Genomic DNA, 26,038 nt, shown 5'->3' on the forward strand with positions numbered 1-26,038 from the left:
ACCCCGGAAAGGTTCCCCCTCATGACCGCCCCCGTGTTCGTCGTAGAGACCGAGCGGATCGCCGCCGCCGCGCCCGGGGCCGTGGTACGGCTGGACGGGCCGGAGGGGCGCCACGCGGCCGCGGTGAAGCGGCTGACGGCGGGCGAGGCGGTCACCCTGGCCGACGGGCTGGGGCTCGGCGTGGACGGGACGGTCGCCGAGGTGCTCGGCAAGGACGCGATCGACGTCACGGTGGCCGCCGTGCGCCGCGAGCCGGAGCCGGCGCCGCGGATCGTCGTCGTCCAGGCGCTGCCCAAGGGCGACCGCGGCGAGCTGGCCGTGGAGACCATGACCGAGGTCGGCGTGGACGTCGTGATCCCGTGGGCCGCCTCGCGCTGCATCACCCAGTGGAAGGGCGAGCGCGGCGCCAAGGCGCTCGCCAAGTGGCGCGCCACCGCCCGGGAGGCGGGCAAGCAGTCCCGCCGGCTGCGCTTCCCCGAGGTGCGGGACCTGATGACGACCCGCCAGCTGACCCCCGTCCTGGCCGGCGCCGCGTTCGCCGCGGTGCTGCACGAGGAGGGCTCCGAGCCGCTGGCCGCCGCCGCGCTGCCGGCCGCCGGGGACGTCGTCCTGGTGGTCGGCCCCGAGGGCGGCGTCTCCCCGGAGGAGCTGGCCGCCTTCGCCGAGGCGGGCGCGAAGCCGCACCGGCTCGGCCCGTCGGTGCTGCGCACCTCGACGGCCGGCGTGGCCGCCGGGGCGCTGCTGCTCGGGCGCACGGGGCGCTGGGCCTGACGGCCCCTGCGTTCGGGGGCCGCCCGGATCCCGTCCGGTTTTCGCCCGGATCCCACTCGGTTCCCGCCCGGATCCCGCCCCGGTCTCACCCGGGTGGAGTCGGGTAAAAGCGGCCCGCCCCGTCCGCGTACGTGCCTACGCTGGCGGCGTGACGGAACCCCTCAGCAACCCTGTCGGCGCATACCTGCGCCACCCGCATCTGCACGGTGACCTGGTCACCTTCGTCGCCGAGAACGACGTCTGGCTCGCCCCGCTGGACGGTGGCCGGGCCTGGCGGCTGACGGCCGATCACCTGCCCGTCCACCACCCGCGGTTCTCCCCGGACGGGCGGCACATCGCCTACACCTCCGCCCGGGACGGCGCGCCCGAGGTGCACGTCGTGCCGGTGGACGGCGGCCCGTCGCGGCGCCTCACCCACTGGGGCAGCGGCCAGACCCAGCTGCAGGGGTGGAGCGCCGACGGCCGTCCGATCGCCACCACCACCGCCGGGCAGGCCACCCTGCGCCGCACCTGGGCGCACGCGGTGCCGCTGGACGGCGGCGAGCCGGTGCGGCTGCCGTACGGGCCGGTCGGCGGGCTGGCCTTCGAGCCGGACGGCGACCGGGTGCTGCTGGGCACCGTCAACAACCGCGAACCGGCCTGGTGGAAGCGCTACCGGGGCGGCCGGGCGGGCAAGCTGTGGATCGGCCGGGACGAGTTCGTCCGGATCCACGAGGACCTCGACGGGCAGCTCTCCTCGCCGCTGTGGGTGGCCGGCACGGACGGCTCGCGGATCGCGTTCCTGTCCGACCACGAGGGCGTCGGCGAGCTCTACTCCAGCCTCCCGGACGGCACCGGCCTGCGCCGCCACACCACCTCCCCGGACGGCTTCTACGCCCGCAACGCCGCCACCGACGGCACCCGGGTGGTCTGGCACCGGGCCGGCGACCTGTGGCTCCTGGAGGACCTGGCCGAGGGCGCCGAGCCGCGCCGCCTGGACGTCCGGCTGGCCGGGCCGCGCACCGGCCGCCGCCCGCGCCCGGTGCACGCCGCGCACTGGCTGGAGACCGTCGCCCCGGACCGCACCGGCCGGGCCAGCGCCGTCGTGGTGCGCGGGAGCGTGCACTGGCTGACCCACCGCGAGGGCCCGGCCCGGGTGCTGGACGAGACGCCGGGCGTGCGCGGCCGGCTGGCCCGCGTGGTGCCGGGCGAGGACGGCGCGCAGGGCGTGCTGTGGGTGTCGGACGCCGGGGGCGAGGACGGGCTGGAGTTCGCCCCCGCCGTCCACGGCGCCGAGCGCCGCCGGCTGGCCGCCGGACAGCTCGGCCGGGTCAACTCGCTGGTGGTCTCCCCGGACGGCAAGCAGGCGGCGCTCGGCGTGCACGACGGCCGGGTGCTGCTGGTGACGCTCGCCGACGGCGCCGTGCACGAGCTGGCCCGCAGCACCGACGGCGAGGTCAGCGGCCTGGTGTTCAGCCCGGACTCCGCGTGGCTGGCCTGGTCGCGACCGGTGCCGGGCAGCGGGGCGTGGTCGCTGCGCCAGATCGTGCTGGCGAACCTGGCCACCCGGACGGTCGGCGAGGTCACCCAGCAGCGCTTCGTCGACACCGCGCCGGCCTTCACCGCGGACGGCCGCTACCTGGCCTTCCTGTCGGTGCGCAACTTCGACCCGGTCTACGACTCGCACGTCTTCGACCTGTCCTTCCCCAACGGCTGCCGCCCGTACCTGATCACGCTGGCCGCCGACACGCCGTCCCCGTTCGGCCCGCAGCGGGCCGGGCGCCCGCTCGGCGGGGAGGACGAGGAGCCGCGCGGCAAGAAGGGCGACGGCGAGGAGGGCGGCGCCGACGCCGCGCCGGTGACCAGGGTCGACCTGGACGGCATCGCCGACCGGATCGTCCCCTTCCCGGTGGAGGGCGGCCGCTTCGGCGCGCTCAAGGCGGGCAAGGACGGCGTGCTGTGGACGCGCCTGCCGCTGCTCGGCGAACTCGGCGACGAGGCGGCCTCGCTGGAGGACGAACGGCCCCGGGCCACGCTGGAGCGCTTCGACCTCAAGAAGCGCCGGGCCGAGCCGCTCGTGCACGGCCTGGACTGGTTCGCGGTCAGCGGGGACGGCAGCCGGCTGGCGGTCGTGGACGAGGGCGAGCTGCGGATCCTCCCGGCCGACCACAAGGCGGGCGACGAGGACGAGACGGCCGTCGACCTCGCCCGGTTGCGGGTGACGGTCGACCCGGCCGCCGAGTGGCGCCAGATGTACGCCGAGAACGGCCGGCTGATGCGCGACAACTTCTGGCGCCCGGACCTCGCCGGCGTCGACTGGGACGGCGTCCTGGAGCGCTACCGCCCGCTGGTCGAACGGGTCGGCTCGCACGACGACCTGGTCGACCTGCTCTGGGAGGTGCACGGCGAACTCGCCACCTCGCACGCCTACGTCATGCCCTACGGCCTGCACACCGAGCCCGCGCGGCGCCAGGGCCTGCTCGGCGCCGACCTGGTCAAGGACGGGGACCTCTGGCGGATCGCCCGGATCCTGCCCGGCGAGTCCTCCGACCCCCGGGCCCGCTCGCCGCTCGCCGCGCCCGGCGCCGCGATCCGCCCCGGGGACGCCGTCCTCGCCGTCAACGGCCGCCCGGTGGACCCGGTCACCGGCCCGGCGCCGCTGCTGGCCGGGACCGCCGGGCAGCCCGTCGAGCTCACCGTGGCCGGCAAGGACGGCACCGACCAGCGCCACCCGGTGGTCGTCCCGCTCGCCGACGAGGAGGCGCTGCGCTACCACGACTGGGTGGCCGGGCGCCGGGCCGAGACCCGCGAGCTGTCCGGCGGGCGGCTCGGCTACCTGCACATCCCGGACATGCAGAGCGCCGGCTGGGCCCAGCTCCACCGCGACCTGCGCTCCGAGATGGCCAAGGAGGGCGTGATCGTCGACATCCGGGAGAACCGGGGCGGCCACACCTCCCAGCTGGTGATCGAGAAGCTGGCCCGCCGGATCGTCGGCTGGAACGTCGCCCGGGACATCACCAGCTCGCAGCCCTACCCCGGGGACGCCCCGCGCGGACCGGTCGTCGCGCTCGCCGACGAGTACTCCGGCTCGGACGGCGACATCGTCAACGCCGCGATCCAGGCGCTGGGGCTCGGCCCGGTGGTCGGCACCCGGACGTGGGGCGGGGTGATCGGCATCGACAGCCGCTACCACCTGGTCGACGGCACCCTGGTCACCCAGCCCAAGTACTCGTTCTGGCTGGAGAACTACGGCTGGGGCGTGGAGAACCACGGCGTCGACCCGGACGTCGAGGTGCCGATCGCGCCGCACGAGTGGGCCGCGGGCGAGGACCCGCAGCTGGCCGCCGGCGTGCGCATCGCGCTGGCCGCGCTCGCCGAGGCGCCGGCCCGGACGGCGCCGCCGCTGCCCTGGCAGTAGGGGCGGGTCCGGAGCGGGAAGTCGGGTGGGCCGACTTCCCGCTCCGGGCGGTGAGTAGGATGCGGGGCTGATCTTGCTCGACAGCTCTACGGGGGAGCACATGGCACAGGGCTATCCATCACCGCAGCAGTACGGCCAGAACCCTTACGCACAGCCGCAGCCGCCGCAGCAGGCGTACCCGGCGCAGGGGTACCCGCCGAATCCGTACGGGCAGCAGCAGCCGCCGCAGCAGTACCAGCAGCCGCAGCAGCAGTCGCCACAGCCGCAGTACGGTCAGAATCCGTACCCGCCGCACGGGCAGAACCCGTACCCGGCGCACGGCCAGCCGTACCAGCCGCAGCCGGCCCAACAGCCGCAGCCCGCGCAGCCGTACGCGGCCCACGGGCAGGGGTTCGACGCCGCCACCGCGGCGCCCACGCCGCCGGAGACCAGCAACTACCGGCGCTTTCCGGCCATCCTGATCGACTTCCTGGTCGCCGTCGGCCCGGCCTTCGCCGTCGCGAACAAGGCCGGCCACGCGGGCAAGCACGGCGCGGTCGCCGGCGTGCCGTGGATCGTCGGCCTGCTGGCCACCGGCCTCGTCCTGTCGTTCGTCAACCAGGTGCTGCTCGCCCGCCTCACCGGCTTCAGCGTCGGCAAGGGCGTCATGGCGCTGCGGGTGATCCGCCGCAAGCGCGTCATGCACCCCAACACCTGGCGGCTCACCCGGCGTTGGCTGATCGGCTTCGTCGTCCTGCTGGTCAGCTGGCTCAGCGAGGAGTTCGAGGGCGAGGGCGACATCGTCGGCGTGCGGATCGTGCGCTGGAAGCACCTGCGGGAGTACGAGCAGGCCACCGGGCGGCTCGGCTAGGCTGCGGCCGTACGGCCCCAGCGCAGACGAAGCACGACCCCGAACGCGATCCCGAGGAGAATCCGATGGCCGGCGAGCCGCAGCCCGACTGCCTGTTCTGCAAGATCGTGGCGGGCGACATCCCGGCCACGGTGGTGCGCAAGACCGAGCGCGTCCTCGCCTTCCGCGACATCGCCCCGAAGGCGCCGGTGCACGTCCTCGTCATCCCGCACGTCCACTACCCGAACGCCGCCGCGCTGGCCGCCGCCGAGCCGGAGATCGCCGGCGAACTCCTCGCCGAGGCGGGCCTGGTGGCCAGGGACGAGGGCGTCGAGGACTACCGGCTGATCTTCAACACCGGCGCCGGCGCGGGGCAGACCGTCTTCCACGCGCACGTGCACGTGCTCGGCGGCAAGCCGATGACCGAGAGCATGGTCTGACCTACGTGTCGCAGCGCGAACTCGTCGTCCTCGGCACCGCCAGCCAGGTGCCCACCCGGCACCGCAACCACAACGGCTACCTCCTGCGCTGGGACGGCGAGGGACTGCTGTTCGACCCCGGCGAGGGCACCCAGCGGCAGATGCTGCACGCCGGGGTCTCGGCCACCCAGATCACCCGGATCGCCGTGACCCACTTCCACGGCGACCACTGCCTGGGCCTCGCCGGGGTGATCCAGCGGATCAACCTGGACCGCGTCCCGCACCCGGTCGACGTCTACTTCCCCGCCTCCGGCGAGGTCTACTTCGAGCGGCTGCGGCACGCCACCGCCTACCACGAGACGGCGGTGCTGCGCCCGCGCCCGATCGACGAGCCGGGCCCGCTGCCCGCGCCCGGCGCGCGCTTCGCGCTGGACGCGGTGCGCCTCTCGCACCCGGTGGAGTCCTTCGGCTACCGGCTGTCCGAGCCGGACGGCCGCCGCCTGGTGCCCGAACGGCTCGCCGCCCTCGGCATCCGGGGCCCGGCGGTCGGCCGGCTGCAGCACGATGGCGCGATCGAGGCGGACGGCCGGACGGTCACCCTGGACGAGGTCAGCGAGCCCAGGCTCGGCCAGAAGTTCGCGTTCGTGATGGACACCCGGCTCTGCGAGGGCGTCCACGAACTGGCCGAGGGTGCCGACCTGCTGGTCGTCGAGTCCACCTTCACCGACGCCGACGCCCACCTCGCCGAGGACCACGGCCACCTCACCGCCGGGCAGGCCGCCAAGGCCGCCGCCGAGGCCGGTGTGCGCACCCTCGTGCTGACCCACTTCTCCCAGCGCTACCCCGACCTCGGCCAGCACCTGGCCGACGCCCGCAAGCACTTCGACGGCGAACTGGTGCTCGCCGGCGACCTCGCCCGGGTGCCCGTCCCGCCGCGGCGGCTGCCCTGAGCGTCCGCCTTCGCGCTCGCGGAACCCGTGGTGAGGCCGGGAGCGCCGAAAAGGGCTCGCGCCGTCCCCCGATCTGCCGCAGCATCGTCGGGTGCGGCCCCGCCGCCCGCCGCGGCGATCACGCTCGCGGCGTACCCTGGTGCCCCGGAGACACCGAGCGGCACACGACACCACGGATGGGATGAGGCAGGCCCCAGCGCCGACCTATGAGTGACACATCGCAGACCCGTACCAATGGTCAGTCGCGCCCCGAACCGGCCGACGACGGCCGCGTCAGCGCCCGGATCGTCATCCCCGAAAAGCACCCGATGGTCACCCTGCTCGGCACGGCGGACTCGCTGCTGCGCGTGATCGAGCAGGGCTTCCCCGCCGCCGACATCCACGTCCGCGGCAACGAGGTGACCGCCACCGGGGCACCCGCCGAGGTCGGCCTCGTGCAGAAGCTCTTCAACGAGATGATGCTGGTGCTGCGCACCGGCCAGCCCCTCACGGAGGACTCCGTGGAGCGTTCCATCGCCATGCTCCGCAGCCAGGAGGAGGACCCGGACAGCCCGGCGCCGTCCCAGGTGTTCACCGCGAACATCCTGTCCAACCGCGGCCGCACGATCCGCCCCAAGACCCTCAACCAGCAGCGCTACGTCGACGCGATCGACCGGCACACGATCGTCTTCGGCCTCGGCCCGGCCGGCACCGGCAAGACCTACCTCGCGATGGCCAAGGCCGTCCAGGCCCTGCAGGCCAAGGAGGTCAACCGGATCATCCTGACCCGCCCGGCCGTCGAGGCGGGGGAGCGGCTGGGCTTCCTGCCCGGCACCCTCTACGAGAAGATCGACCCGTACCTGCGCCCGCTGTACGACGCGCTGCACGACATGATGGACCCGGACTCCATCCCGCGCCTGATGGCGGCCGGCACCATCGAGGTCGCCCCGCTCGCCTACATGCGCGGCCGGACCCTCAACGACGCCTTCATCATCCTGGACGAGGCCCAGAACACCTCGCCCGAGCAGATGAAGATGTTCCTCACCCGCCTCGGTTTCAACTCCCGGGTGGTGGTCACCGGCGACACCAGCCAGATCGACCTCCCGGGCGGCACCCGCAGCGGTCTCAAGGTCGTCCAGGAGATCCTGGCCGACGTGCCCGACATCCACTTCTCCGTCCTCACCAGCACCGACGTGGTCCGCCACAAGCTGGTCGGCCGGATCGTGGACGCGTACGAACGCTGGGACGCCCGGCAGGAGGCCGAGGACAACGCCCCGGCCGCCCGCAAGCCCGCCCAGCGGCGCGCGGCGAGCAAGGCCACGGCGCCCCGCGCACCCCGACAGTCCCATCGCACCGAAAGCTGAGCGAACAGCCCGTCATGTCGATCGACATCGCCAACGAGTCCGGTTGGGACGCCGACGAGGAAGCCATCCTCGACGTCGCCCGCTTCGCCCTGGACAAGATGCGGATCCACCCGCAGTCCGAACTGTCCGTGATCCTGGTGGACGGCGCGGCGATGGAGGAGCTGCACATCCAGTGGATGGACCTCCCCGGACCCACCGACGTGATGTCCTTCCCCATGGACGAGCTGCGCCCCGGCAAGGAGGGCGAGGAGCTGCCGCAGGGCCTGCTCGGCGACATCGTGCTCTGTCCCGAGGTCGCCGAGCAGCAGGGCAAGGCGGCCCCGTCCAAGCACTCGATGGACGAGGAGCTCCAGCTGCTCACCGTCCACGGCGTGCTGCACGTGCTCGGCTACGACCACGAGGAGCCCGAGGAGGAGGAAGAGATGTTCGCCCTCCAGAAGCGGATCCTCGACGACTGGCGGGCCGGTCGCGGGCTCGGCGGCCTCTCGCCGGCCCCCACCACCCACTGAGCGCGGAGCCCGAACTCCTGTGAGTGGTGAGAGTACGAGCTTCATCCTCGGTGCCGTGCTGCTCGTCGTGCTCGGCTGGCTGGCCGCGTGCGCCGAGGCGGGCATCTCCCGGGTGTCCCGGTTCCGGGCCGAGGAGGCCGTCCGCTCCGGGCGGCGCGGCTCGGCCCGGCTGCTGACCGTCGCCTCCGACCCGATCCGCTACCTCAACCTGGCCACCCTGATCCGGGTGGCCAGCGAGATGGCGGCGGCCGTCCTGGTCACCGTGGTGTGCGTGCGCAACGTGGCCCCGACCTGGCAGGCCGTGCTGCTCGCCTTCGGCGTGATGGTGCTGGTGTCGTTCGTCGCGGTGGGCGTCTCGCCGCGCACGATCGGGCGCCAGCACCCGCTGACCACGGCGACCGCGGCCTCCTTCGTGCTGCTGCCGCTGGCCGCCGTGCTCGGCCCGATCCCGCGGCTGCTGATCCTGCTCGGCAACGCGCTGACCCCGGGCAAGGGCTACCGCGAGGGGCCGTTCGCCTCCGAGGCGGAGCTGCGCGCCCTCGTCGACCTCGCCGAGAAGGACGACCTGATCGAGGACGAGGAGCGCCGCATGGTGCACTCGGTCTTCGAGCTGGGCGACACCATCGTCCGCGAGGTCATGGTGCCGCGCACCGACCTGGTGATGATCGAGCGGCACAAGACCGTCCGGCAGGCGCTGACGCTGGCGCTGCGCTCGGGCTTCTCGCGCATCCCGGTGGTCGGCGACAACGAGGACGACGTCGTCGGCATCGTCTACCTCAAGGACCTCGTCCGGCGCACCCACATCAACCGGGAGGCCGAGTCGGAGGAGGTCGGCGCGGTGATGCGCCCGGCCGTCTTCGTCCCGGACTCCAAGCCGGCCGGCGACCTGCTGCGCGAGATGCAGCAGCGCCGCTCGCACGTGGCGATCGTGATCGACGAGTACGGCGGCACGGCCGGCCTGGTCACCATCGAGGACGTCCTGGAGGAGATCGTCGGCGAGATCACCGACGAGTACGACCGGGAGATCGCGCCCGTGGAGGACCTCGGCGACGGCTCCTACCGGATCACCGCCCGCCTCCTGGTCGAGGACCTCGGCGAACTCTTCGGCATCGAGCTGGAGGACGAGGACGTCGAGACCGTCGGCGGCCTGCTCGCCAAACACCTCGGCCGCGTCCCGATCCCCGGCTCCGCCTGCGAGATCCCGCTGCCCGAACCCGCCGACACCGGCCTGACCGGCATCCTGCTGACCGCCGAGTCCTCCGCCGGCCGCCGCAACCGCATCGGCTCGATGGTCGCCACCCCCGTCCGCCGGGCCGACGACCCCTCGGACGACCAGGGCGAGTAGCCGCGAGTAGCGGCGGCGGGGCGGCGGAGCGACCATGGAGGGCATGACGCATCAACTTCGCGCGGAGTACGGCCCGCAAGGGGCGGCGGGCGGGGTCAAGGTCTGGCACGTGGTCCGGGACGGCGACCTCGCGATGGCGCTGTGCGGCCGGACCATGGCGGACGAGGCCGAGACCCGGCCCGAGCAGGAATGGGGCACCGGGTTGCGCTGCTGTCAGCAGTGCGGCTCGCTCTACATGCACGAGGTCCCGCACATGCAGGGGAGCCATCCCTACAGCTAGGCCGGGTGCCGCCCGGCCGGCCCATGGTGGAGGTCGCCATGAAGCTGCAAGACGAACTGCCCGTCGACTCGAAGCTCGCCACCGTGTGGCGGGCCGGGGCGGGGCTCGGGGGGATCTTCCTGATCGTGTTCGGGTGCCTCGGCCTGGCCGACCACCCGGGGTTCCTCGCGACGCACGGTGACCGTGTCGCCGGGCTGTCGACCAACGGGGCGCTGAGCATCCTGTCCATCGTGGTGGGCGCGATCCTGGTGGTGGGGGCGGTGATCGGCGGGAACTTCGCGTCGAACCTGAACATGGTGGTCGGCGTGCTGTTCGTGCTGTCAGGGTTCTACGGGCTGACGGTGCTCGGCCGGCCGGACGCCAACATCCTCAACTTCCGGATGTCGAACGTGCTGTTCGCCTTCGTGTTCGGGACCGTCGTGACGACGTTCGGGATGTACGGACGGGTGAGCAGCCACCTGCCGCACGACAACCCGTTCTGGCGCGGGCGCATCGAGCGGGAGACGCCGCTGCCGTCCGGTCCGAAGACCTTCGTCAAGGTCCTCAACCCGAACCCGGGACCGACCCAGCCGGTCGGCCACTGAGGGCCGCCCCGGGCCCCGCGGGCCGGTCGGCGCCTATGCTCGGCGCATGAGTGACAACGTCGAGCTCGACCCCGAAGACAAGAAGATCATCACCCTGGCCCGCTCGGCCCGCGCCCGCAACGGCGTCCCCGAGGGGGCCGCGGTGCGTGACGAGACCGGGCGGACGTACGTGGCCGGGACGGTCGCGCTGGAGTCGCTGCGGCTGAGCGCGCTGCAGACGGCCGTCGCGATGGCGGTGGCCAGCGGGGCGAAGTCGCTGGAGGCGGCGGCCGTGGTGAGCGAGGCGGAGCGGCCGGCCGAGGCCGACCTGGCGGCCGTGCGGGACCTCGGCGGGGCCGGGACGCCACTGCTGCTGGCCGGTCCGGACGGGACGCTCCGGGTGGCGGTCAAGGCCTCCTGAGGGGCGTTCTCGCGCGTTCCCGACGCGTCGGTGGCCCGGCGGAACGTTCCTGTGTTCAGCAGATAATCTCACCGGAGGGGAATCGGTGAGGGGGCTGGGGACATGGGCACGGTGGCGTTCTTCGCCGGGCTGCTGCTGTTCGTGATGGGGATGGGCAAGTGGCAGGAGACCGGCTCGCCCTGGTGGCTCGGGGGCTCGCTGGCCTTCCTCCTGCTGCTGATCGTCGCCGCGCTGACCTCGCGCGGCGGCGGTTCCAAGGGCTGACCGCGCGGCCGGGTCGGCCGGCTCCCGGTGATCAGGGAGAATGGAGCGCATGAGTGCCCCTTCCTCCCCGTACCGATCCGGATTCGCGTGCTTCGTCGGCCGGCCCAACGCGGGCAAGTCGACCCTGACCAACGCCCTGGTGGGGACGAAGGTCGCGATCACCTCCGACCGTCCGCAGACCACCCGGCACACCGTGCGCGGCATCGTCCACCGCCCGGACGCCCAGCTCGTCCTGGTGGACACCCCCGGTCTGCACAAGCCCCGCACCCTGCTCGGCGAGCGCCTCAACGACCTGGTCCGCTCCACCTGGGCCGAGGTCGACGTGATCGGCTTCTGCCTGCCCGCCGACCAGAAGCTCGGCCCCGGCGACAAGTTCATCGCCAAGGAGCTCGCCGAGATCAAGAAGACCCCCAAGGTCGCCATCGTCACCAAGACCGACCTGGTCGACTCCAAGCGGCTGGCCGAGCAGCTGATCGCCGTCCACCAGCTCGGCGTCGAGCTGGGCATCGAGTGGGCCGAGATCATCCCGGTCTCGGCGGTGGGCGACAAGCAGGTGGAGCTGGTCGCCGACCTGATCACCAAGCTGCTGCCGGAGGGCATGCCGCTGTACCCGGACGGCGACCTCACCGACGAGCCCGAGCAGATCATGGTCGCCGAGCTGATCCGCGAGGCCGCCCTGGAGGGCGTGCGGGACGAGCTGCCGCACTCGCTGGCCGTCGTGGTCGAGGAGATGCTGCCGCGCGAGGGCCGCCCGGCGGACCGTCCGCTGCTGGACATCCACGCGAACGTCTACATCGAGCGGCAGAGCCAGAAGGCGATCGTCATCGGCGCCAAGGGCGCGCGGCTCAAGCACGTCGGCACGACGGCCCGCAAGCACATCGAGGCGCTGCTCGGCACGCCGGTCTTCCTCGACCTGCACGTCAAGGTGGCCAAGGACTGGCAGCGCGACCCGAAGCAGCTGCGCAAGCTCGGGTTCTGACCGGCCGCGGGGCCGGGTGCCGCGCGGGGGCGGGTGCCCGGGGAACGTCCTACGCGCCCTCGCGCAGCACCAGCGACACCAGCTCGCGCTGCGAGTCGGTGAGCTTCGGGTCGGCGCAGTGGACCGTGCGGCCGTCGACGGTGATCTCGTAGTGGAAGCCGTCCGGCACCCCGTACGACGGGGCCCGCAGCCCGCCCGCGACGGCCTCGCGGGCGAGCGCGTGGACGTGCGGGGCGTCCGTACGGTCGGTGGTGTCGAGCTCCGCGCGGCGGACGATTCCCGCGAGGCCGCCGGTCCGGGTCACCTGGATACGCATGGTGGCCATGGTGCTACGTAGGGATGGGTTTTTGCCGGGCTTTTCCCGGACCGTGACCTTAAGCCCGGCTCAACCTGGTCTCGGCCGGTCCCGAACTCCCGCTCCCCGGCCCGGGGAACGGGAGTTCGGGGGCCGGGGTGCCGTCAGCCGGGGCTGACGCCGACCTGCGCCCACGCGGCCGTCACGGTGTCCGCGATCGAACTCCGGTCGGGGTAACGGGCCTTGGCGGCGGCCACGGTGGCCCGGGCGAAGGCGGTGAAGTCGGCGTCGGCGGGCAGCCGGCGGCCGGTCAGCGCGTCGTACCAGATCCGTCCGGCGCACTCCCAGGCCGAGCCGCCGAGCGCGGTGGCCAGCAGGTAGAACGCGTGGTTGGGGATGCCGGAGTTGATGTGCACGCCGCCGTTGTCCCCGGCGGTCTGCACGTAGTCCCGCATGTGCGCCGGCTGCGGGTCCTTGCCGAGGCGCGGGTCGTCGTAGGCGGTGCCGGGCGCCTTCATCGAGCGCAGCGCGACGCCCTGCACGCCGGGGACGAGCAGGCCGGCGCCGATCAGCCAGTCGGCGTCGGCCGCGCCCTGGCGCAGCGCGTACTGCTTGACCAGCGAGCCGAAGACGTCGGAGACCGACTCGTTGAGCGCCCCCGGCTGGTCCCGGTACTCCAGGCCGGCGGTGAACTGGGTGACGCCGTGGGTGAGTTCGTGGCCGATGACGTCGATGCAGGCGGTGAAGTCGCCGAACACCTCGCCGTCGCCGTCGCCGAAGACCATCCGCCTGCCGTTCCAGAACGCGTTGTCGTAGTCCTGGCCGTAGTGCACCGTCGCGTCCAGCCGCAGCCCGCGGCCGTCGACGGAGCGGCGGCCGAAGGCGTCGGCGTACAGCGCGAAGGTCGCGCCGAGGCCGTCGTAGGCGTGGTCGACGGACCGGTCGGCGACCGGGGCCTGGCCCTCGGTGCGGACGGTCCGTCCGGGCAGTCGCTCGCTGTGGCCGGTGTCGGCGATCACCCGGCTGAGCCCGGTGGCACCCGGGCCGGCAGGGCCGGCGGGGCCGGCGGGGGCGGCCGGGGGAGCGGCGTGGCGGGTCGAGCGGTGGGCGGCGTCGAGGAGCAGGGAGCGGGCGGCGGGCTCGTGACCGGCCTCGGCGAGGTGGTCGAGGACGTACGGCGGAACGATGGTGCACAGCGGCGGCGCGGCAGTCATGTGGCCCAGAGTGAGGCCTCGATGACCGGTTGTCACCGGCGCGCGCGCAAGCGGAGGCGCCGGTGCCGCCGTCTCAAGGAGTGGGAAGGTTGCCCGGATCACTTCGGGGGCGCACGTGCCTCGGTTACGCTGGGGATCATCATGCGCAACGGGCTGCTTCTTCTTAGCTGCCGCGTCGAGGGCCTGTAGTCCACTGGGGCCGGCTCCCTCGCCGCGGGGATCGAGCTGTGCGCGTCATCCGGCGGTCCAACGGCGGATCGTGAGCGGCAGCAGGCCGGCCAGTCGGTGTTTTCCCCCCTTTCACAGGACCCGACCAGCCCCGCACCCACAGGAAGCCGAGAGCCGTTCCATGACCGAGCAGACCTCCGCCGCGCCCATCCCCGCCGGCCGGGCCTTCGTCGACCGTCCCACCCCGATCACCGCCGCGAGCGTGCGCCAGCAGCCGTCCGGCATGCGCCACGGGCGCTACCTGCCGTTCGGCACGGTCGACCTGCCCGACCGCACCTGGCCGGACAAGGTGATCACCAAGGCGCCGCGCTGGCTGTCCACCGACCTGCGGGACGGCAACCAGGCGCTGATCGACCCGATGTCGCCGGCCCGCAAGCGCAAGATGTTCGACCTGCTGGTCTCGATGGGCTACAAGGAGATCGAGGTCGGCTTCCCGTCCTCCGGGGCCACCGACCACGCCTTCGTACGGTCGCTGATCGAGGAGGGGGCGATCCCCGAGGACGTCACCATCTCGGTGCTGACGCAGGCCCGCGAGGAGCTGATCGAGAAGACCGTCGAGTCGCTGGTCGGCGCCCCGCGCGCGACCGTCCACCTGTACAACGCGACCGCGCCGCTCTTCCGCCGGGTGGTGTTCCGCAACGACATGGCGGCCACCAAGGCGATCGCCACCGACGGCACCCGGCTGGTGATGGAGTACGCGGAGAAGCTGCTGGGCGAGGACACCGTCTTCGGCTACCAGTACTCGCCGGAGATCTTCGTCGACACCGAGCTGGACTTCGCGCTGGAGGTCTGCGAGGCGGTCATGGACGTCTGGCAGCCGGGCGAGGGCCGCGAGATCATCCTGAACCTGCCGGCCACCATCGAGCGGGCCACCCCGAACGTCCAGGCCGACCAGTTCGAGTGGATGTCGCGCAACCTGTCGCGCCGCGAGTTCGTCTGTCTGTCGGTGCACCCGCACAACGACCGTGGCACCGCCGTCGCCTCCGCCGAACTGGCCTACATGGCCGGTGCGGACCGCATCGAGGGCTGCCTGTTCGGCCAGGGCGAGCGGACCGGCAACGTCGACCTGGTGACCCTGGGCATGAACCTGTTCTCGCAGGGCGTCGACCCGCAGATCGACTTCTCCGACATCGACGAGGTGCGCCGCACCGCCGAGTACTGCAACCAGATGGAGGTGCACCCGCGCCACCCGTACGCCGGTGACCTGGTCTACACCTCCTTCTCGGGCTCGCACCAGGACGCCATCAAGAAGGGCTTCGACGCCCTGGAGGCGGACGCGAAGGCGGCGGGCGTGCCGGTGGCGGAGCACACCTGGGGCGTGCCGTACCTGCCGATCGACCCGAAGGACGTCGGCCGCACCTACGAGGCGGTCATCCGGGTCAACAGCCAGTCCGGCAAGGGCGGTGTCGCGTACGTCCTGAAGAACGACCACAAGCTGGACCTGCCGCGCCGCATGCAGATCGAGTTCTCCCGGATCATCCAGGCCAAGACCGACGCCGAGGGCGGCGAGGTCACCCCGGCCGAGATCTGGCGGGTCTTCGAGGACGAGTACCTGCCGACCACGGACAACCCGTGGGGCCGGATCACGCTGAGCGGTTCGCGCACCCTGACCACCGAGGACGGCCGGGACGCGCTGATCGCCGGGGCCGTGGTGGACGGCGTGCCGGTCACCCTGACCGGTGTCGGCAACGGCCCGGTCTCCGCGTTCGCCGACGCGCTGGGCCGGATCGACGTGGACGTGCGGGTCCTGGACTACTCCGAGCACGCGCTGAGCGAGGGCGGCGACGCCCAGGCCGCCGCGTACGTCGAGTGCGCGGTGGACGGCAAGGTGCTGTGGGGCGTGGGCATCGACGCCAACACCGTGCTGGCGTCCCTGAAGGCGATGATCAGCGCCGTCAACCGGGCGCAGCGCGGGTAGTTCGTACGAGTGGCACGCACGGAGGGCCGTCCTGCGGGGCGGCCCTCGGCGTTGCCCGCCCCGACTGTGTCCTGGGCCACATTTTTTCGCTCCGGAAGGCGTTCGGGGTACTGACACCCGCCTCCGGGCGTGGCAACATCGATCCACCGGAAAGCCGGGTCGGTGGGACGGCCTCGGTGTCCGGTCGCGTGACCTGCCCATAGTTGTGCAGGCCGCCTGCCATGTCTGGGGAGTGGCGCCGTGACCAGCTTGTGGGGTGTTCGCCCGAGGTGGCGGACCGACGTTCTCGGTGACTTCTTCTGCCCGGGCTGCGGCGGGGACCGCAACTACCGCCGGCAGCACGGCCGGCGGTGGCTGCGGCTGCTGGGCACCCCGGTGCTCCCGCTCGGACCGGTGATCGGCAGCGTGCAGTGCACCGGCTGCGACGGCCGGTACGGGGTCGAGAGCCTCGAACAGCCCACCTGCGTCCGGCTCGGCGGCATGCTGCGGGACGCCCAGTACACGATCGCGCTGGCCCTGCTCGCGGCCGGCGGCACCGCCCACCGCGCGGCCCGCGAGGCCGCCTGCGCGGCGGTGCGCGAGGCCGGGTTCGAGGACTGCGGCGAGGCCCAGGTGCTGGCCGCGCTCGCCGCCCTGTCCGGGCTCGGCGGCGAACTCTACGACGCCCAGGACCTGGGGGCACCTCCCGGCCGGAGGCTGGGGGAGGCCGGCGGCCTCGCCGTGGAACTGCACGCGGTGCTCGAACCGCTCGCCCCGCACCTGGCCCACCAGGGCCGCGAGCGGCTGCTGCTCCAGGGCGCGGCGATCGCGCTCGCCGACGGGCGCTACCTGCCGCAGGAGCGGGAGGCGCTGGCCGCGGTCGGGCGCTGCCTGGACCTGCCCCAGACCCGGGTCTCGGCGCTGCTGGAGGCGGCCACCCGGGCGCCGTACTAGACCTGCTCTCTCCACACACTGCCGCAGAGCCATCACCAACCCCCACAAACGGGCCCGTCTCCCCCCCTCCGGGCCCGCCGTGACCCGCACCGCACAGGTCCTCCCCCACGGCCTGGGTGCGGGCACACGGCTGCGCCCGGGTGGGCGACAATGGTGGGCATGGCGGAGCGAGCGAGTCATTGAACAGGTGCGAGTGGGCGAATGCCCCTGCCGAGCGTAGCGAGGCGGGCGCATGAGCTTGTTCCGGGACGACGGCGTGGTGCTGCGGGCGCAGAAGCTCGGCGAGGCCGACCGGATCATCACCCTGCTGACCCGCCAGCACGGCAAGGTGCGCGCGGTGGCGCGCGGGGTGCGCAAGACCAAGTCCAAGTTCGGCGCCCGGCTGGAGCCGTTCTCGCACGTGGACGTGCAGTTCTTCAGCCGGGGGAGTGAGCTGATCGGCCGCGGGTTGCCGCTGTGCACCCAGGTCGAGACGATCGCGCCGTACGGCGGTTCGATCGTCACCGACTACGGCCGGTACACCGCCGGGACGGCGATGCTGGAGACGGCCGAGCGCTTCGCCGAGAACGAGGGCGAGCCGGCCGTCCAGCAGTACCTGCTGCTCGTGGGGGGTCTGCGCACGCTCGCGGCCGGGCTGCACGAGTCGCACCTGGTGCTGGACGCCTTCCTGCTGCGCTCGCTCGCGGTGAACGGGTACGGCGCGAGCTTCACCGACTGCGCCAAGTGCGGGCTGGACGGGCCGAACCGTTTCTTCTCGCTCCCGGCGGGCGGGGTGCTGTGCGCGGACTGCCGAGTGCCCGGATGTGCCGTACCCTCCCCTGAGACACTGGTACTGCTCGGGGCGCTGCTGTCGGGCGACTGGCAGACGGCGGATTCCTGCGAGCCGCGGTACTGGCGGGAGGGCAGCGGCCTCGTCGCGGCCTATCTGCAGTGGCACCTGGAGCGGGGAATCCGCTCGATGAGATACGTGGAGAAGTGAGCACATGGCAGCGCGACGGCTCTTCGGCGGCGGCAAGCAGCGGGAGTACCTCCCCCCGACCCCGCACCCCAGCGGCGCCCGGCCCCCGAAGATCCCCGGCGAGCTGGTGCCGAACCACGTCGCCATCGTGATGGACGGCAACGGCCGCTGGGCCAAGGAGCGCGGGCTGCCGCGCACCGAGGGCCACAAGGTCGGCGAGGCGGTCGTGCTGGACGTGCTCAAGGGCGCGATCGAGCTCGGCGTGAAGAACATCTCGCTGTACGCGTTCTCCACCGAGAACTGGAAGCGCTCGCCCGACGAGGTGAAGTTCCTGATGAACTTCAACCGGGACGTCATCCACCGCCGCCGCGACGAGATGGACGCGATGGGCGTGCGGGTGCGCTGGGCCGGCCGGATGCCCAAGCTGTGGAAGAGCGTCGTCCAGGAGCTCAAGGTCGCCGAGGAGCAGACCAAGGACAACGACGCCGTCACGCTCTACATGTGCGTCAACTACGGCGGCCGGGCCGAACTGGCGGACGCGGCGCAGGCCATCGCGGCCGACGTCGCGTCCGGCAAGCTCGACCCGAAGAAGGTCGGCGAGAAGACCATCGCCAAGTACCTGTACCACCCGGACATGCCGGACGTGGACCTGTTCCTGCGCCCCAGCGGCGAGCAGCGCACCTCCAACTTCCTGCTCTGGCAGTCCGCTTACGCCGAGTTCGTGTTCCAGGACGTGCTCTGGCCGGACTTCGACCGCCGCGACCTGTGGCGTGCCTGCGAGCAGTACGCGATGCGCGACCGGCGCTTCGGCGGGGCCATCCCGAACGAGGTGCCCGCGCAGGGAGTCCCCGCGCAGCGCTGAGGACACGACGGAAGGGCCCGTGGGATCCGTTCCCACGGGCCTTTCCGTCGTTCCGTCAGGCGTGTGCGGCCCGTCAGGCCTTCTTGGCGCACTCCGCGCAGGTGCCGAAGATCTCCAGCGTGTGCGCGATGTCGCTGAACCCGTGCTCCGAGGCGACGGAGTTGGCCCACCGCTCCACCGCCGGGCCCTCGACCTCGACGGTCGCGCCGCAGTGCCGGCAGACCAGGTGGTGATGGTGACCGCTGCTGCAGCGCCGGTACACCGCCTCGCCGTCGGCGGTGCGCAGCACGTCGACCTCGCCGGCGTCGGCGAGGGACTGGAGCGTGCGGTAGACCGTGGTCAGCCCGACGGAGTCTCCGCGGTGCTTGAGCATGTCGTGGAGCTCCTGCGCGCTGCGGAAGTCCTCGATCTCGTCCAGGGCCGCCGAGACGGCGGCACGCTGCCGGGTCGATCGGGCACGCGGCGACGGGCCGGCGGTGGTCACCGTGGGTCCTCCTGGGGTGGTGGGCGTCTCGCACCTCATTGTGCCAGCCCCGCCCGCCCCTCCGGCGTGCCCGCGTCAGAGGTGTTCGAAGAAGCCCGTCCGGGCAGTTGGACGTCGCACTCGCGCGGCCCCGGGTCGGCGCCCGCCCGGTGGCGGCGTCGGGCCAGCGGCGCGGCGATCGCGCTGAACACCGCGAACACCGCGATGGCGAGCAGCACGATGGCCGGGCCGGAGGGCACGTCGAGCTGGTAGGAGCCGGTGACGCCGGCCAGCGAGACGACCACGCCGAGCGCGATCGAGGCCGCCTGGGTGGCGGCGAAGGAGCGGGTGAGCTGCTGGGCGGCCACCACCGGGACCACCATCAGGGCGCTGACCAGCAGCAGGCCGACGACCCGCATGGCGACGGTGACGGTGACCGCGGCCATGACCGCGAGCAGCAGGTTGAGCGTGCGCACCGGCAGGCCGGTGACCCGGGCGAAGTCCTCGTCCTGGCAGATCGCGAAGAGCTGGCGGCGCAGGCCGACGGTGACGGCGATGACCACCGCGCCGAGTGCGGCGATCGCGGCGAGGTCCGCGGGGGCGACGGTGAGGATGGAGCCCCACAGGTAGCTCTCCAGCGAGCCGGCCCCGGCCTGGGCGGAGAGCGAGACGAGGAGCTTGCCGCAGGCCATGCCGCCGTAGAAGAGCATCGCGAGGGCGATGTCGCCGCGCTGGTTGCCGCGCGAGCGGACGAGCTCCATGGTGACGGCGCCGAGCACGCAGACCAGGACGGCCATCCAGACCGGGCTGGTCTGGAAGATGAAGCCGAGTCCGACGCCGGTCATCGCGACGTGGCCCATGCCGTCGCCCATCAGGGCCTGGCGGCGCTGCACCAGGTAGATGCCGACGGCGGGGGCGGTGATCCCGACCAGTACGGCGGCGAGCAGGGCGCGCTGCATGAAGTCGTAGGAGAGCATCTCGGTCATGCGAGCAGCCTCGGCGGGGTGTGGTCGGCGTGCGGGTGGACGTGGTCGTGGCCGGGCAGGGCGTGCAGGCCGGTGTTTGGCACCGGCGGGCCGTCGTGCGCGACGCAGCCGTCCCGGAGCACCACGGCGCGGTCGATCAGCGGCTCCAGCGGCCCGAGTTCGTGCAGGACGAGGAGCACGGAGGCGCCGCGGGCGACCTCGGCGCGCAGGGTGTCGGCGAGCACCTGCTGGCTGGCGGCGTCGACGCCGGCCATCGGCTCGTCCATGATCAGCAGGTCGGGGGAGCCGACCAGGGCGCGGGCGATGAGCACGCGCTGCTGCTGGCCGCCGGAGAGGTCGCCGACGCCGTCCCCGGCCCGGTCGAGCATGCCGACGGCGGCGAGCGCGCGGTCCACGGCGTCCCGGTCCCTGCGGCGGAACGGCAGCAGGCGGTGCTGCGGGAGCCGTCCGGTGGAGACGACCTCGCGCACCGTCGCCGGGACGCCGGAGGCGGCGGTGGTGCGCTGCGGGACGTACCCGATCCGGTGCCAGGCGCGGAACTTGGCGAAGGGGATGCCGAACAGCTCCAGCGCGCCCTGCTCCAGCGGGACGGAGCCGATCACGGTCTTGACGGTGGTCGACTTGCCGGAGCCGTTCGCGCCGAGCAGGGCGACGACCTCGCCGGGCTCGACCGTGAGGTCGATCCCGCGCAGCACCGGCCGGCCGCCGCGCGAGGCGACGGCGCTGTGGAGGCGGACGGCCGGGGGTATCGGGTGGTTCATCGGGGGTCCCGTCAGCTGGCGGTGGGCGCGGGGGTCGGGGCGGTGGTGGCCGGGGCGTCCGTCGTCGGGGCGGTGCCGGTCGGGGCGGCGGCAGGAGCTGCGCCCAGGGCGGCCTGGAGGTTGGCCAGGTTCTGCCGCATCACGCTCAGGTAGTCGTCCTTGGCCGGGTCCTTGACGCCCTCCAGCGGGTCCAGGACCGCGGTCTTGAGACCGAGGTCCTTGGCGACGGTGTTGGCGAGCTTGGGGTCGACGAGGGCCTCGAAGAAGATCGTGGTGACGCCGTTGTCCTTGGCGGCCTTCTGCACCGCGGCGAGGCGGGCCGGGGTGGGCTCGGACTCCGGGTCGACGCCGTTGATGGCGACCTGGGTGAGGCCGTAGTGGTCGGCGAGGTAGCCGAAGGCGGCGTGGCTGGTGACGAAGGTCCTGGTCCTGGCGTCCTTCAGCCCGGTCTGGAACTCCTTGTCCAGGGCGCCGAGCCGGTTGACGAGGTCGTCGGTGTTCTTCCGGTAGTCGTCCGCGTGGGCCGGGTCGGCCTTGGCGAAGGAGTCGCCGATGCTCTTGGCGATCGCCGCGTAGCGGGCCGGGTCGAGCCAGATGTGCGGGTCGCCGGCCGGGCCGTCGTGCTTGTGGCCGTCGCCCGCGGCGGTGTCCTCGTCGAGGTGGTGGTCGACCAGCGGGCTGGCGGCGGTGGCGTCGATCTTCGCCTTCGCGGAGGACTGGCCGACGGCCTGGTCGACGGTCGGCTGCAGGCCCTTGAGGTAGAGGATCGCGTCGGCCTTCTGGACGCTCGCGACCTGCTTGGCGGTGAGCTCCAGGTCGTGCGGCTCGACGCCAGGGGCGGTGAGGTCGGTGACCGCGACGTGGTCCTTGCCGATCTGCTGGGCGAGGAACTCCATCGGGTAGAAGGAGGCGACGACGTTCAGCTTGCCGTCCGCGTCCTTGGCGCTGCTGCTGCCGCCGCACGCGGTGAGCGTGAGCGCGGCGGCGATCGTGGTGGCGGCCAAGGCTATGGAGGTGCGAGCGTGTCGTCGGATCATCATGACAATCATTCTCATCTTGATTGGAAACGATTGTCAAATCACTCGGGTGGGTGAACGGCGGGTGACCGGCTCGGGTGGTGCGATGGGAATCAGTGGGGCCGGTCCGACGATACCGATTTGAACCCCGTACCCATGGGGCCGGTAATCTGAGGTATTCGGGTACGAGCAACCAGCCGTGCCCTGACCGTGCCTTACGTACTGAAGAGAGCACTGTGGCCGCCGACAAGATCGACACGATCGTCAGCCTGAGCAAGCGCCGTGGCTTCGTCTACCCCTGCAGCGAGATCTACGGCGGTACGCGTGCCGCCTGGGACTACGGGCCGCTGGGCGTCGAGCTCAAGGAGAACATCAAGCGCCAGTGGTGGCGCACGATGGTGCAGGCCCGTGAGGACGTCGTCGGACTGGACTCGTCGGTGATCCTCGCCCGCGAGGTGTGGGAGGCCTCCGGCCACGTCGCCACCTTCAACGACCCGCTGACCGAGTGCCTTTCCTGCCACAAGCGCCACCGCGCCGACCATCTTGAGGAGAAGTACGAGGCCAAGCACGGCTTCCCGCCGCCGAATGGCCTCAAGGACGTCAACTGCCCCGACTGCGGCACCAAGGGCCAGTTCACCGAGCCCAAGGACTTCTCGGGCATGCTGAAGACCCACCTCGGCGTCACCGAGGAGGCCGGCGGCCTGGCCTTCCTGCGCCCCGAGACCGCCCAGGGCATCTTCACCAACTTCAAGGCAGTCCAGACCACTTCGCGCAAGAAGCCGCCGTTCGGCATCGCCCAGACCGGCAAGAGCTTCCGCAACGAGATCACCCCCGGCAACTTCATCTTCCGCACCCGCGAGTTCGAGCAGATGGAGATGGAGTTCTTCGTCAAGCCGGGCGAGGACGAGCAGTGGCACGAGTACTGGCTCCAGCAGCGCTGGGACTGGTACGTCGGCCTCGGCCTGCGCACCGAGAACATGCGCTTCTTCGAGCACCCGAAGGAGAAGCTCTCCCACTACGCCAAGCGCACGGTGGACATCGAGTACCGCTTCAACTTCGGCGGTAGCGAGTTCTCCGAGCTCGAGGGCGTCGCCAACCGCACCGACTACGACCTGCGGGTGCACAGCGAGGCTTCCGGCCAGGACCTCAAGTACTTCGACCAGGAGAGCGGCGAGCGGTACTTCCCGTACGTCATCGAGCCGGCGGCCGGCCTCAACCGCGCCATGCTGGCCTTCCTGATCGACGCCTACTTCGAGGACGAGGCGCCCAACGCCAAGGGCGTCCTGGAGAAGCGCGTCGGCATGCGGCTCGACCCGCGCCTGGCCCCGGTCAAGGTCGCCGTCCTGCCGCTGTCGCGCAACGCCGAGCTGTCCCCGAAGGCCCGCGGCCTCGCCGCCGACCTGCGCACCGCGTGGAACGTCGAGTTCGACGACGCCGGCGCCATCGGCAAGCGCTACCGCCGCCAGGACGAGATCGGCACGCCGTTCTGCGTCACCGTCGACTTCGACACCCTTGAGGACAACGCGGTGACCGTGCGCGAGCGCGACACCATGGCGCAGGAGCGCGTCTCGCTCGACCAGGTCAAGTCGTACCTGGCCGCGCGCCTGATCGGCTGCTGAGGCCGCTCGCTCTCCGGGGAGCCCCCGTTCGTCCTGCGGGACGGGCGGGGGCTTCCTCGCGTTCGGGCTCCGCGCCCTACCGCCGGCCCCAGCGGGAGCGGGCGGGCACGGCGGGTTCGGTCGGCAGGCCCGCCGCGCGGAGGGCGGCCAGGGTCGCGCGGTGCCTGGCCGGGTCGGCGTGCAGGGCGGAGAGGAGCAGGTCGTAGAGGCCGCGGTGGTGGTCCAGCGAGGCCGCCAGCCGGACGAGTTCGACGGGCGGGCGGAGCGCGGCGAGCTCGTGCAGCAGCACGGCGGGCAGGGGCGCCGGGAGGTCCGTCGCGAGGGCCGCGAGGTCGGCCGTCGGGCGGCCTGCGGCCTGGCGCAGCAGCGTCCGGACGTCGTTGTGGCGGCCCGCCTGCCGGAGGCCGGCGGCGAGGACGGTCAGCTCGGGCGTCGGGGCGGAGCCCCACTCCCACAGGAGCGTGGCCCCGTCGGCGAGTTGGCCGGCGTGCTCCAGGGCCGCGAGGAGGGCGGGCAGGGCGGTGGCCGGGTAGCCCCAGAAGGCGTGGAACAATTCGGCCGCCTCGTCGGCGAGCCCCGCCTCGCGCAGTTCGGCGAGCACCGCGACGGCGTGCTCGGGGGCCGTGTGCGCGGCGCTGCGGGCGAGTTGCCGGGAGGCCTCGCCCGGGCCTCTTCGGGCCAGGAGGCCGGCGAGCTGGGCGGTTTCGTCCGGGGTGAGCCGGACGGCGGCCTGGGTCAGCAGGTCGGCCACCTCGGTGAGGGCACCGCTGCGGTGGAGCGTGGTCACCCGCCCCGCCAGCGCCCCGATGTCCGGGCGCGGCGGTGGCGGCTCCGGGGTGGCGAATTGCGGCGCCTGCGCCGGGTGCTGGCGCAGGTCGAACTCCAACTGCTGTAGCTGGTCGCTCAGTTGGATGCACCGGGCGCCCAGGCCCTCGCGCAGCGTGCGCGCCTGGGCGAGCTGCCGCATGAGCTCCCCGTCCGGCCACTGCCGGTCCGGGGAGGCCTGTATCGCCTCGGTGAGCCGTCGCTCGCGCTGCCCGGCGTACCGGCTGGCGCGGAGTAACTCGTCCAGCTCCGCGCGCAGTTCGTGAGCCTGCAGTTCGCTTTCTTGCGCGCTCGACCGCATGCGCATGATCGCCCCACCCTGTCCATCTGGTCCCTGACTGCGAGACATCCTGGTGTCAGAATGTGGCGGGGCGGTTACGGGGGCACGTCCAGCCGTCTCCGGCTGGTGTCAAGGAGCGCGCGGACGGCGGTCGTTGCGAGAAGTGCGCCGGTCGCGCTCCGGGGGAGGCGACCGGCCTCGGGCGGCGAGGGGGGTGACCGGCCTCAGGCGGTGAGGCGGGGCGACCGGCCTCAGGCGGTGAGGCGGGCGCGGGCCTCAGGCGGTGAGGCGGGCGCGGGCCTCCATGAGGGCGAAGCCGAGGAGGTTCTCCCCGCGCCACTCGGCCGGGCGTTCCGCGCGTTCGTCGTCGGCGGCGAGGCCGATGCCCCAGACGCGGTCGACCGGGCTGGCCTCGACGAGGACGCGGTTCGCGGTGCCGAGCAGGTAGCTGCGCAGGGCCTCGTCCTGGCCGAACTTCGCGACGTTGCCCGCCACGACGAGCTCGAAGCGCCCGGCCGTCCAGGTGGCCTCGTCGAAGTCCGCGACCAGTCGGCCGAGCTTCTTGGCCTCGGCGGGCGTGCGGGCCGCCAGGACGCGCCGCTCGATCGCGGCGTCCCCGAACATGCGGGCCTTGCCGGCCATCATCCAGTGCTCGGCGCTCGCGTACTCCACGCCGTCCACGGTGAACCGGCACGGCCACCACTGGCTCAGCGCGCCCTGCCCGATCGCGCCGTCCTGCCGGGCCCGGTGCCCCCAGAACATCAGCCACTTCGGCCGGGCGCCGGCGTCCACGAGCGCCGCCAGCTCCGTCCGGTCGCGGGTGTCGACCGGGTCCCCCATGTGCTCGTTGCTCATATCGTCATTCTGACACGAAGTCCCGGAGGCGGCGCAACCGTATTTCGATCGGACCCGGAGCAGCCTGGCGGGACAAGGCTGACCGGACGTCACCAAGGGGGCGCCGCCCGGACTGTCGAGAGCTCCCACTAGCATGCGCCGCATGGGACCACTGCAGCCAGATCCAGCTGAACTCGTCGTCGGCCTCTTCTGCTTCTTCCTGATATTCGGCGTTCTCGGTGCGGTGCTGCTGCCGCGCATCGAGAAGAACCTCGCCGCCCGTGCGGACGCCATCGAGGGCGGGGCCGAGCGGGCGGAGGCCGCGCAGGCGGAGGCGCGGGCCGTTCACGACCAGCTCCAGGCCGAGCTCAGCGCGGCCCGGCACGAGGCCGCGGAGATCCGCCAGAACGCCGCCGAGGAGGGCGCGGCCCTGATCGCGGCCGTGCGCGCCGAGGGCCAGGCGCAGCGCGACGGCATCGTCGCGGCGGCCAAGGTGCAGCTGGAGGCCGACCGCGTGCTCGCGGAGGCCGCGCTCAAGGAGGACGTCATCGCCGTCGCCGTCGACCTGGCGGGCCGCGTGGTGGGCGAGCCGCTGGGCGACCTGCCGCGCACGCGCGCGATCGCCGACGAGTTCTTCGCCGAACTGGACGCCGAGCCGGCCGCCACCGCCTGAGCCCGCACTCGACTCCCCGAGGGCCCGGATCCCCGCGATCCGGGCCCTCGGCCGTTCTCCGGCGAGGAAACGGCGCGGGCCCCGCCACCGGTGTGTACCGGTT

Annotated in this window: 27 protein-coding genes; 19 read left to right on the plus strand and 8 right to left on the minus strand. The window is 72.7% G+C overall.

Going from position 1 to position 26,038, the window contains the following annotated elements; genetic code table 11:
• The first annotated feature begins 21 nt into the window (after nt 1-21).
• The 13 genes from ACFV4F_RS02845 (at nt 22) to era (ending at nt 12,070) form a co-directional block, all read left to right on the plus strand.
• The gene (locus ACFV4F_RS02845) at nt 22-771 is read left to right on the plus strand and encodes a 16S rRNA (uracil(1498)-N(3))-methyltransferase (protein ID WP_380498166.1); all 750 of its coding nucleotides are present in this window, start codon (nt 22-24) and stop codon (nt 769-771) included.
• Between the two features lie 148 nt (nt 772-919).
• Entirely contained in the window at nt 920-4,168 is a 3,249-nt protein-coding gene (locus ACFV4F_RS02850) for a S41 family peptidase (protein ID WP_380500191.1), read from the plus strand.
• 100 nt (nt 4,169-4,268) lie between these two features.
• Nucleotides 4,269-5,018, plus strand: coding sequence for an RDD family protein (locus ACFV4F_RS02855; RefSeq protein ID WP_380500192.1), 750 nt, complete (start codon nt 4,269-4,271; stop codon nt 5,016-5,018).
• A 65-nt stretch (nt 5,019-5,083) separates the two neighbouring features.
• Entirely contained in the window at nt 5,084-5,437 is a 354-nt protein-coding gene (locus tag ACFV4F_RS02860; protein WP_380444801.1) for a histidine triad nucleotide-binding protein, read from the plus strand.
• Nucleotides 5,438-5,442: 5 nt separating this feature from the next.
• Nucleotides 5,443-6,366 carry a ribonuclease Z gene (locus ACFV4F_RS02865; RefSeq protein WP_380444803.1) on the plus strand — a complete coding sequence of 308 codons (924 nt, stop codon included), beginning with the start codon at nt 5,443-5,445 and terminating at the stop codon, nt 6,364-6,366.
• A 206-nt stretch (nt 6,367-6,572) separates the two neighbouring features.
• The gene (locus ACFV4F_RS02870) at nt 6,573-7,709 is read left to right on the plus strand and encodes a PhoH family protein (RefSeq protein ID WP_380444804.1); all 1,137 of its coding nucleotides are present in this window, start codon (nt 6,573-6,575) and stop codon (nt 7,707-7,709) included.
• Between the two features lie 14 nt (nt 7,710-7,723).
• Nucleotides 7,724-8,218, plus strand: a complete 495-nt coding sequence (gene ybeY, locus ACFV4F_RS02875) for an rRNA maturation RNase YbeY (RefSeq protein ID WP_063347517.1) — start codon at nt 7,724-7,726, stop codon at nt 8,216-8,218.
• A gap of 19 nt (nt 8,219-8,237) precedes the next feature.
• Nucleotides 8,238-9,563 (plus strand): hemolysin family protein, encoded by a 1,326-nt coding sequence (locus tag ACFV4F_RS02880; protein WP_380444806.1) that lies wholly within the window; start codon nt 8,238-8,240, stop codon nt 9,561-9,563.
• A gap of 43 nt (nt 9,564-9,606) precedes the next feature.
• Nucleotides 9,607-9,843 (plus strand): hypothetical protein, encoded by a 237-nt coding sequence (locus tag ACFV4F_RS02885; protein WP_380444808.1) that lies wholly within the window; start codon nt 9,607-9,609, stop codon nt 9,841-9,843.
• A gap of 38 nt (nt 9,844-9,881) precedes the next feature.
• Nucleotides 9,882-10,427, plus strand: coding sequence for a DUF4383 domain-containing protein (locus tag ACFV4F_RS02890; RefSeq protein ID WP_380498162.1), 546 nt, complete (start codon nt 9,882-9,884; stop codon nt 10,425-10,427).
• Between the two features lie 46 nt (nt 10,428-10,473).
• A complete protein-coding gene (locus tag ACFV4F_RS02895) occupies nt 10,474-10,827 on the plus strand; it encodes a cytidine deaminase (protein ID WP_380444811.1) in 354 nt (117 codons plus the stop codon).
• Between the two features lie 102 nt (nt 10,828-10,929).
• Nucleotides 10,930-11,091 (plus strand): hypothetical protein, encoded by a 162-nt coding sequence (locus ACFV4F_RS02900; protein ID WP_380444812.1) that lies wholly within the window; start codon nt 10,930-10,932, stop codon nt 11,089-11,091.
• Between the two features lie 49 nt (nt 11,092-11,140).
• Nucleotides 11,141-12,070, plus strand: coding sequence for a GTPase Era (gene era / locus ACFV4F_RS02905; RefSeq protein ID WP_359969813.1), 930 nt, complete (start codon nt 11,141-11,143; stop codon nt 12,068-12,070).
• Between the two features lie 49 nt (nt 12,071-12,119).
• Here era and ACFV4F_RS02910 read toward each other — a convergent pair whose 3' ends face one another.
• On the minus strand, nt 12,120-12,386 hold the full coding sequence (locus ACFV4F_RS02910) for a protealysin inhibitor emfourin (RefSeq protein ID WP_329931097.1): 267 nt from the start codon (nt 12,384-12,386) through the stop codon (nt 12,120-12,122).
• A 143-nt stretch (nt 12,387-12,529) separates the two neighbouring features.
• The gene (locus ACFV4F_RS02915; protein WP_380500193.1) at nt 12,530-13,579 is read right to left on the minus strand and encodes a M4 family metallopeptidase; all 1,050 of its coding nucleotides are present in this window, start codon (nt 13,577-13,579) and stop codon (nt 12,530-12,532) included.
• A 349-nt stretch (nt 13,580-13,928) separates the two neighbouring features.
• On the opposite strand from ACFV4F_RS02915, the gene leuA reads away from it, so the two are divergent.
• The 4 genes from leuA to ACFV4F_RS02935 all read left to right on the plus strand — a co-directional run bounded on the left by leuA (nt 13,929) and on the right by ACFV4F_RS02935 (nt 18,478).
• Nucleotides 13,929-15,725, plus strand: coding sequence for a 2-isopropylmalate synthase (gene leuA, locus ACFV4F_RS02920; RefSeq protein ID WP_380444815.1), 1,797 nt, complete (start codon nt 13,929-13,931; stop codon nt 15,723-15,725).
• A 240-nt stretch (nt 15,726-15,965) separates the two neighbouring features.
• Nucleotides 15,966-16,658 carry a TerB family tellurite resistance protein gene (locus tag ACFV4F_RS02925; RefSeq protein ID WP_380444816.1) on the plus strand — a complete coding sequence of 231 codons (693 nt, stop codon included), beginning with the start codon at nt 15,966-15,968 and terminating at the stop codon, nt 16,656-16,658.
• Nucleotides 16,659-16,890: 232 nt separating this feature from the next.
• Nucleotides 16,891-17,637, plus strand: coding sequence for a DNA repair protein RecO (recO, locus tag ACFV4F_RS02930; RefSeq protein WP_359969802.1), 747 nt, complete (start codon nt 16,891-16,893; stop codon nt 17,635-17,637).
• Nucleotides 17,638-17,641: 4 nt separating this feature from the next.
• Entirely contained in the window at nt 17,642-18,478 is an 837-nt protein-coding gene (locus tag ACFV4F_RS02935) for an isoprenyl transferase (protein WP_380444817.1), read from the plus strand.
• Nucleotides 18,479-18,551: 73 nt separating this feature from the next.
• On the opposite strand, the gene ACFV4F_RS02940 is transcribed toward ACFV4F_RS02935, so the two are convergent.
• Genes ACFV4F_RS02940 through ACFV4F_RS02955 form a run of 4 tightly spaced genes read right to left on the minus strand, consistent with a single transcriptional unit; the run spans nt 18,552 to nt 21,728 of the window.
• Entirely contained in the window at nt 18,552-18,962 is a 411-nt protein-coding gene (locus ACFV4F_RS02940) for a Fur family transcriptional regulator (RefSeq protein ID WP_329931091.1), read from the minus strand.
• A 35-nt stretch (nt 18,963-18,997) separates the two neighbouring features.
• Nucleotides 18,998-19,927, minus strand: a complete 930-nt coding sequence (locus ACFV4F_RS02945) for a metal ABC transporter permease (RefSeq protein ID WP_380444818.1) — start codon at nt 19,925-19,927, stop codon at nt 18,998-19,000.
• Nucleotides 19,924-20,688, minus strand: a complete 765-nt coding sequence (locus ACFV4F_RS02950; protein ID WP_380444819.1) for a metal ABC transporter ATP-binding protein — start codon at nt 20,686-20,688, stop codon at nt 19,924-19,926. The genes ACFV4F_RS02945 and ACFV4F_RS02950 overlap by 4 nt, the downstream gene beginning before the upstream one ends.
• Before the next feature lie 11 nt (nt 20,689-20,699).
• Entirely contained in the window at nt 20,700-21,728 is a 1,029-nt protein-coding gene (locus ACFV4F_RS02955) for a metal ABC transporter substrate-binding protein (protein ID WP_380500194.1), read from the minus strand.
• Nucleotides 21,729-21,940: 212 nt separating this feature from the next.
• Here ACFV4F_RS02955 and ACFV4F_RS02960 point away from each other — a divergent pair, with 212 nt between their 5' ends.
• Nucleotides 21,941-23,323, plus strand: a complete 1,383-nt coding sequence (locus ACFV4F_RS02960) for a glycine--tRNA ligase (RefSeq protein ID WP_380444821.1) — start codon at nt 21,941-21,943, stop codon at nt 23,321-23,323.
• 76 nt (nt 23,324-23,399) lie between these two features.
• On the opposite strand, the gene ACFV4F_RS02965 is transcribed toward ACFV4F_RS02960, so the two are convergent.
• Nucleotides 23,400-24,455: a hypothetical protein gene (locus tag ACFV4F_RS02965; protein WP_380500195.1), complete on the minus strand. Its 1,056-nt coding sequence runs from the start codon at nt 24,453-24,455 to the stop codon at nt 23,400-23,402.
• A 249-nt stretch (nt 24,456-24,704) separates the two neighbouring features.
• On the minus strand, nt 24,705-25,283 hold the full coding sequence (locus ACFV4F_RS02970) for an NADAR family protein (RefSeq protein ID WP_380498157.1): 579 nt from the start codon (nt 25,281-25,283) through the stop codon (nt 24,705-24,707).
• Between the two features lie 142 nt (nt 25,284-25,425).
• Here ACFV4F_RS02970 and ACFV4F_RS02975 point away from each other — a divergent pair, with 142 nt between their 5' ends.
• A complete protein-coding gene (locus tag ACFV4F_RS02975; protein WP_380444824.1) occupies nt 25,426-25,935 on the plus strand; it encodes a hypothetical protein in 510 nt (169 codons plus the stop codon).
• The last annotated feature ends 103 nt before the right edge of the window (nt 25,936-26,038 follow it).

The organism is Kitasatospora sp. NPDC059722, from assembly GCF_042733235.1.
Classification (GTDB): Bacteria; Actinomycetota; Actinomycetes; order Streptomycetales; family Streptomycetaceae; genus Kitasatospora.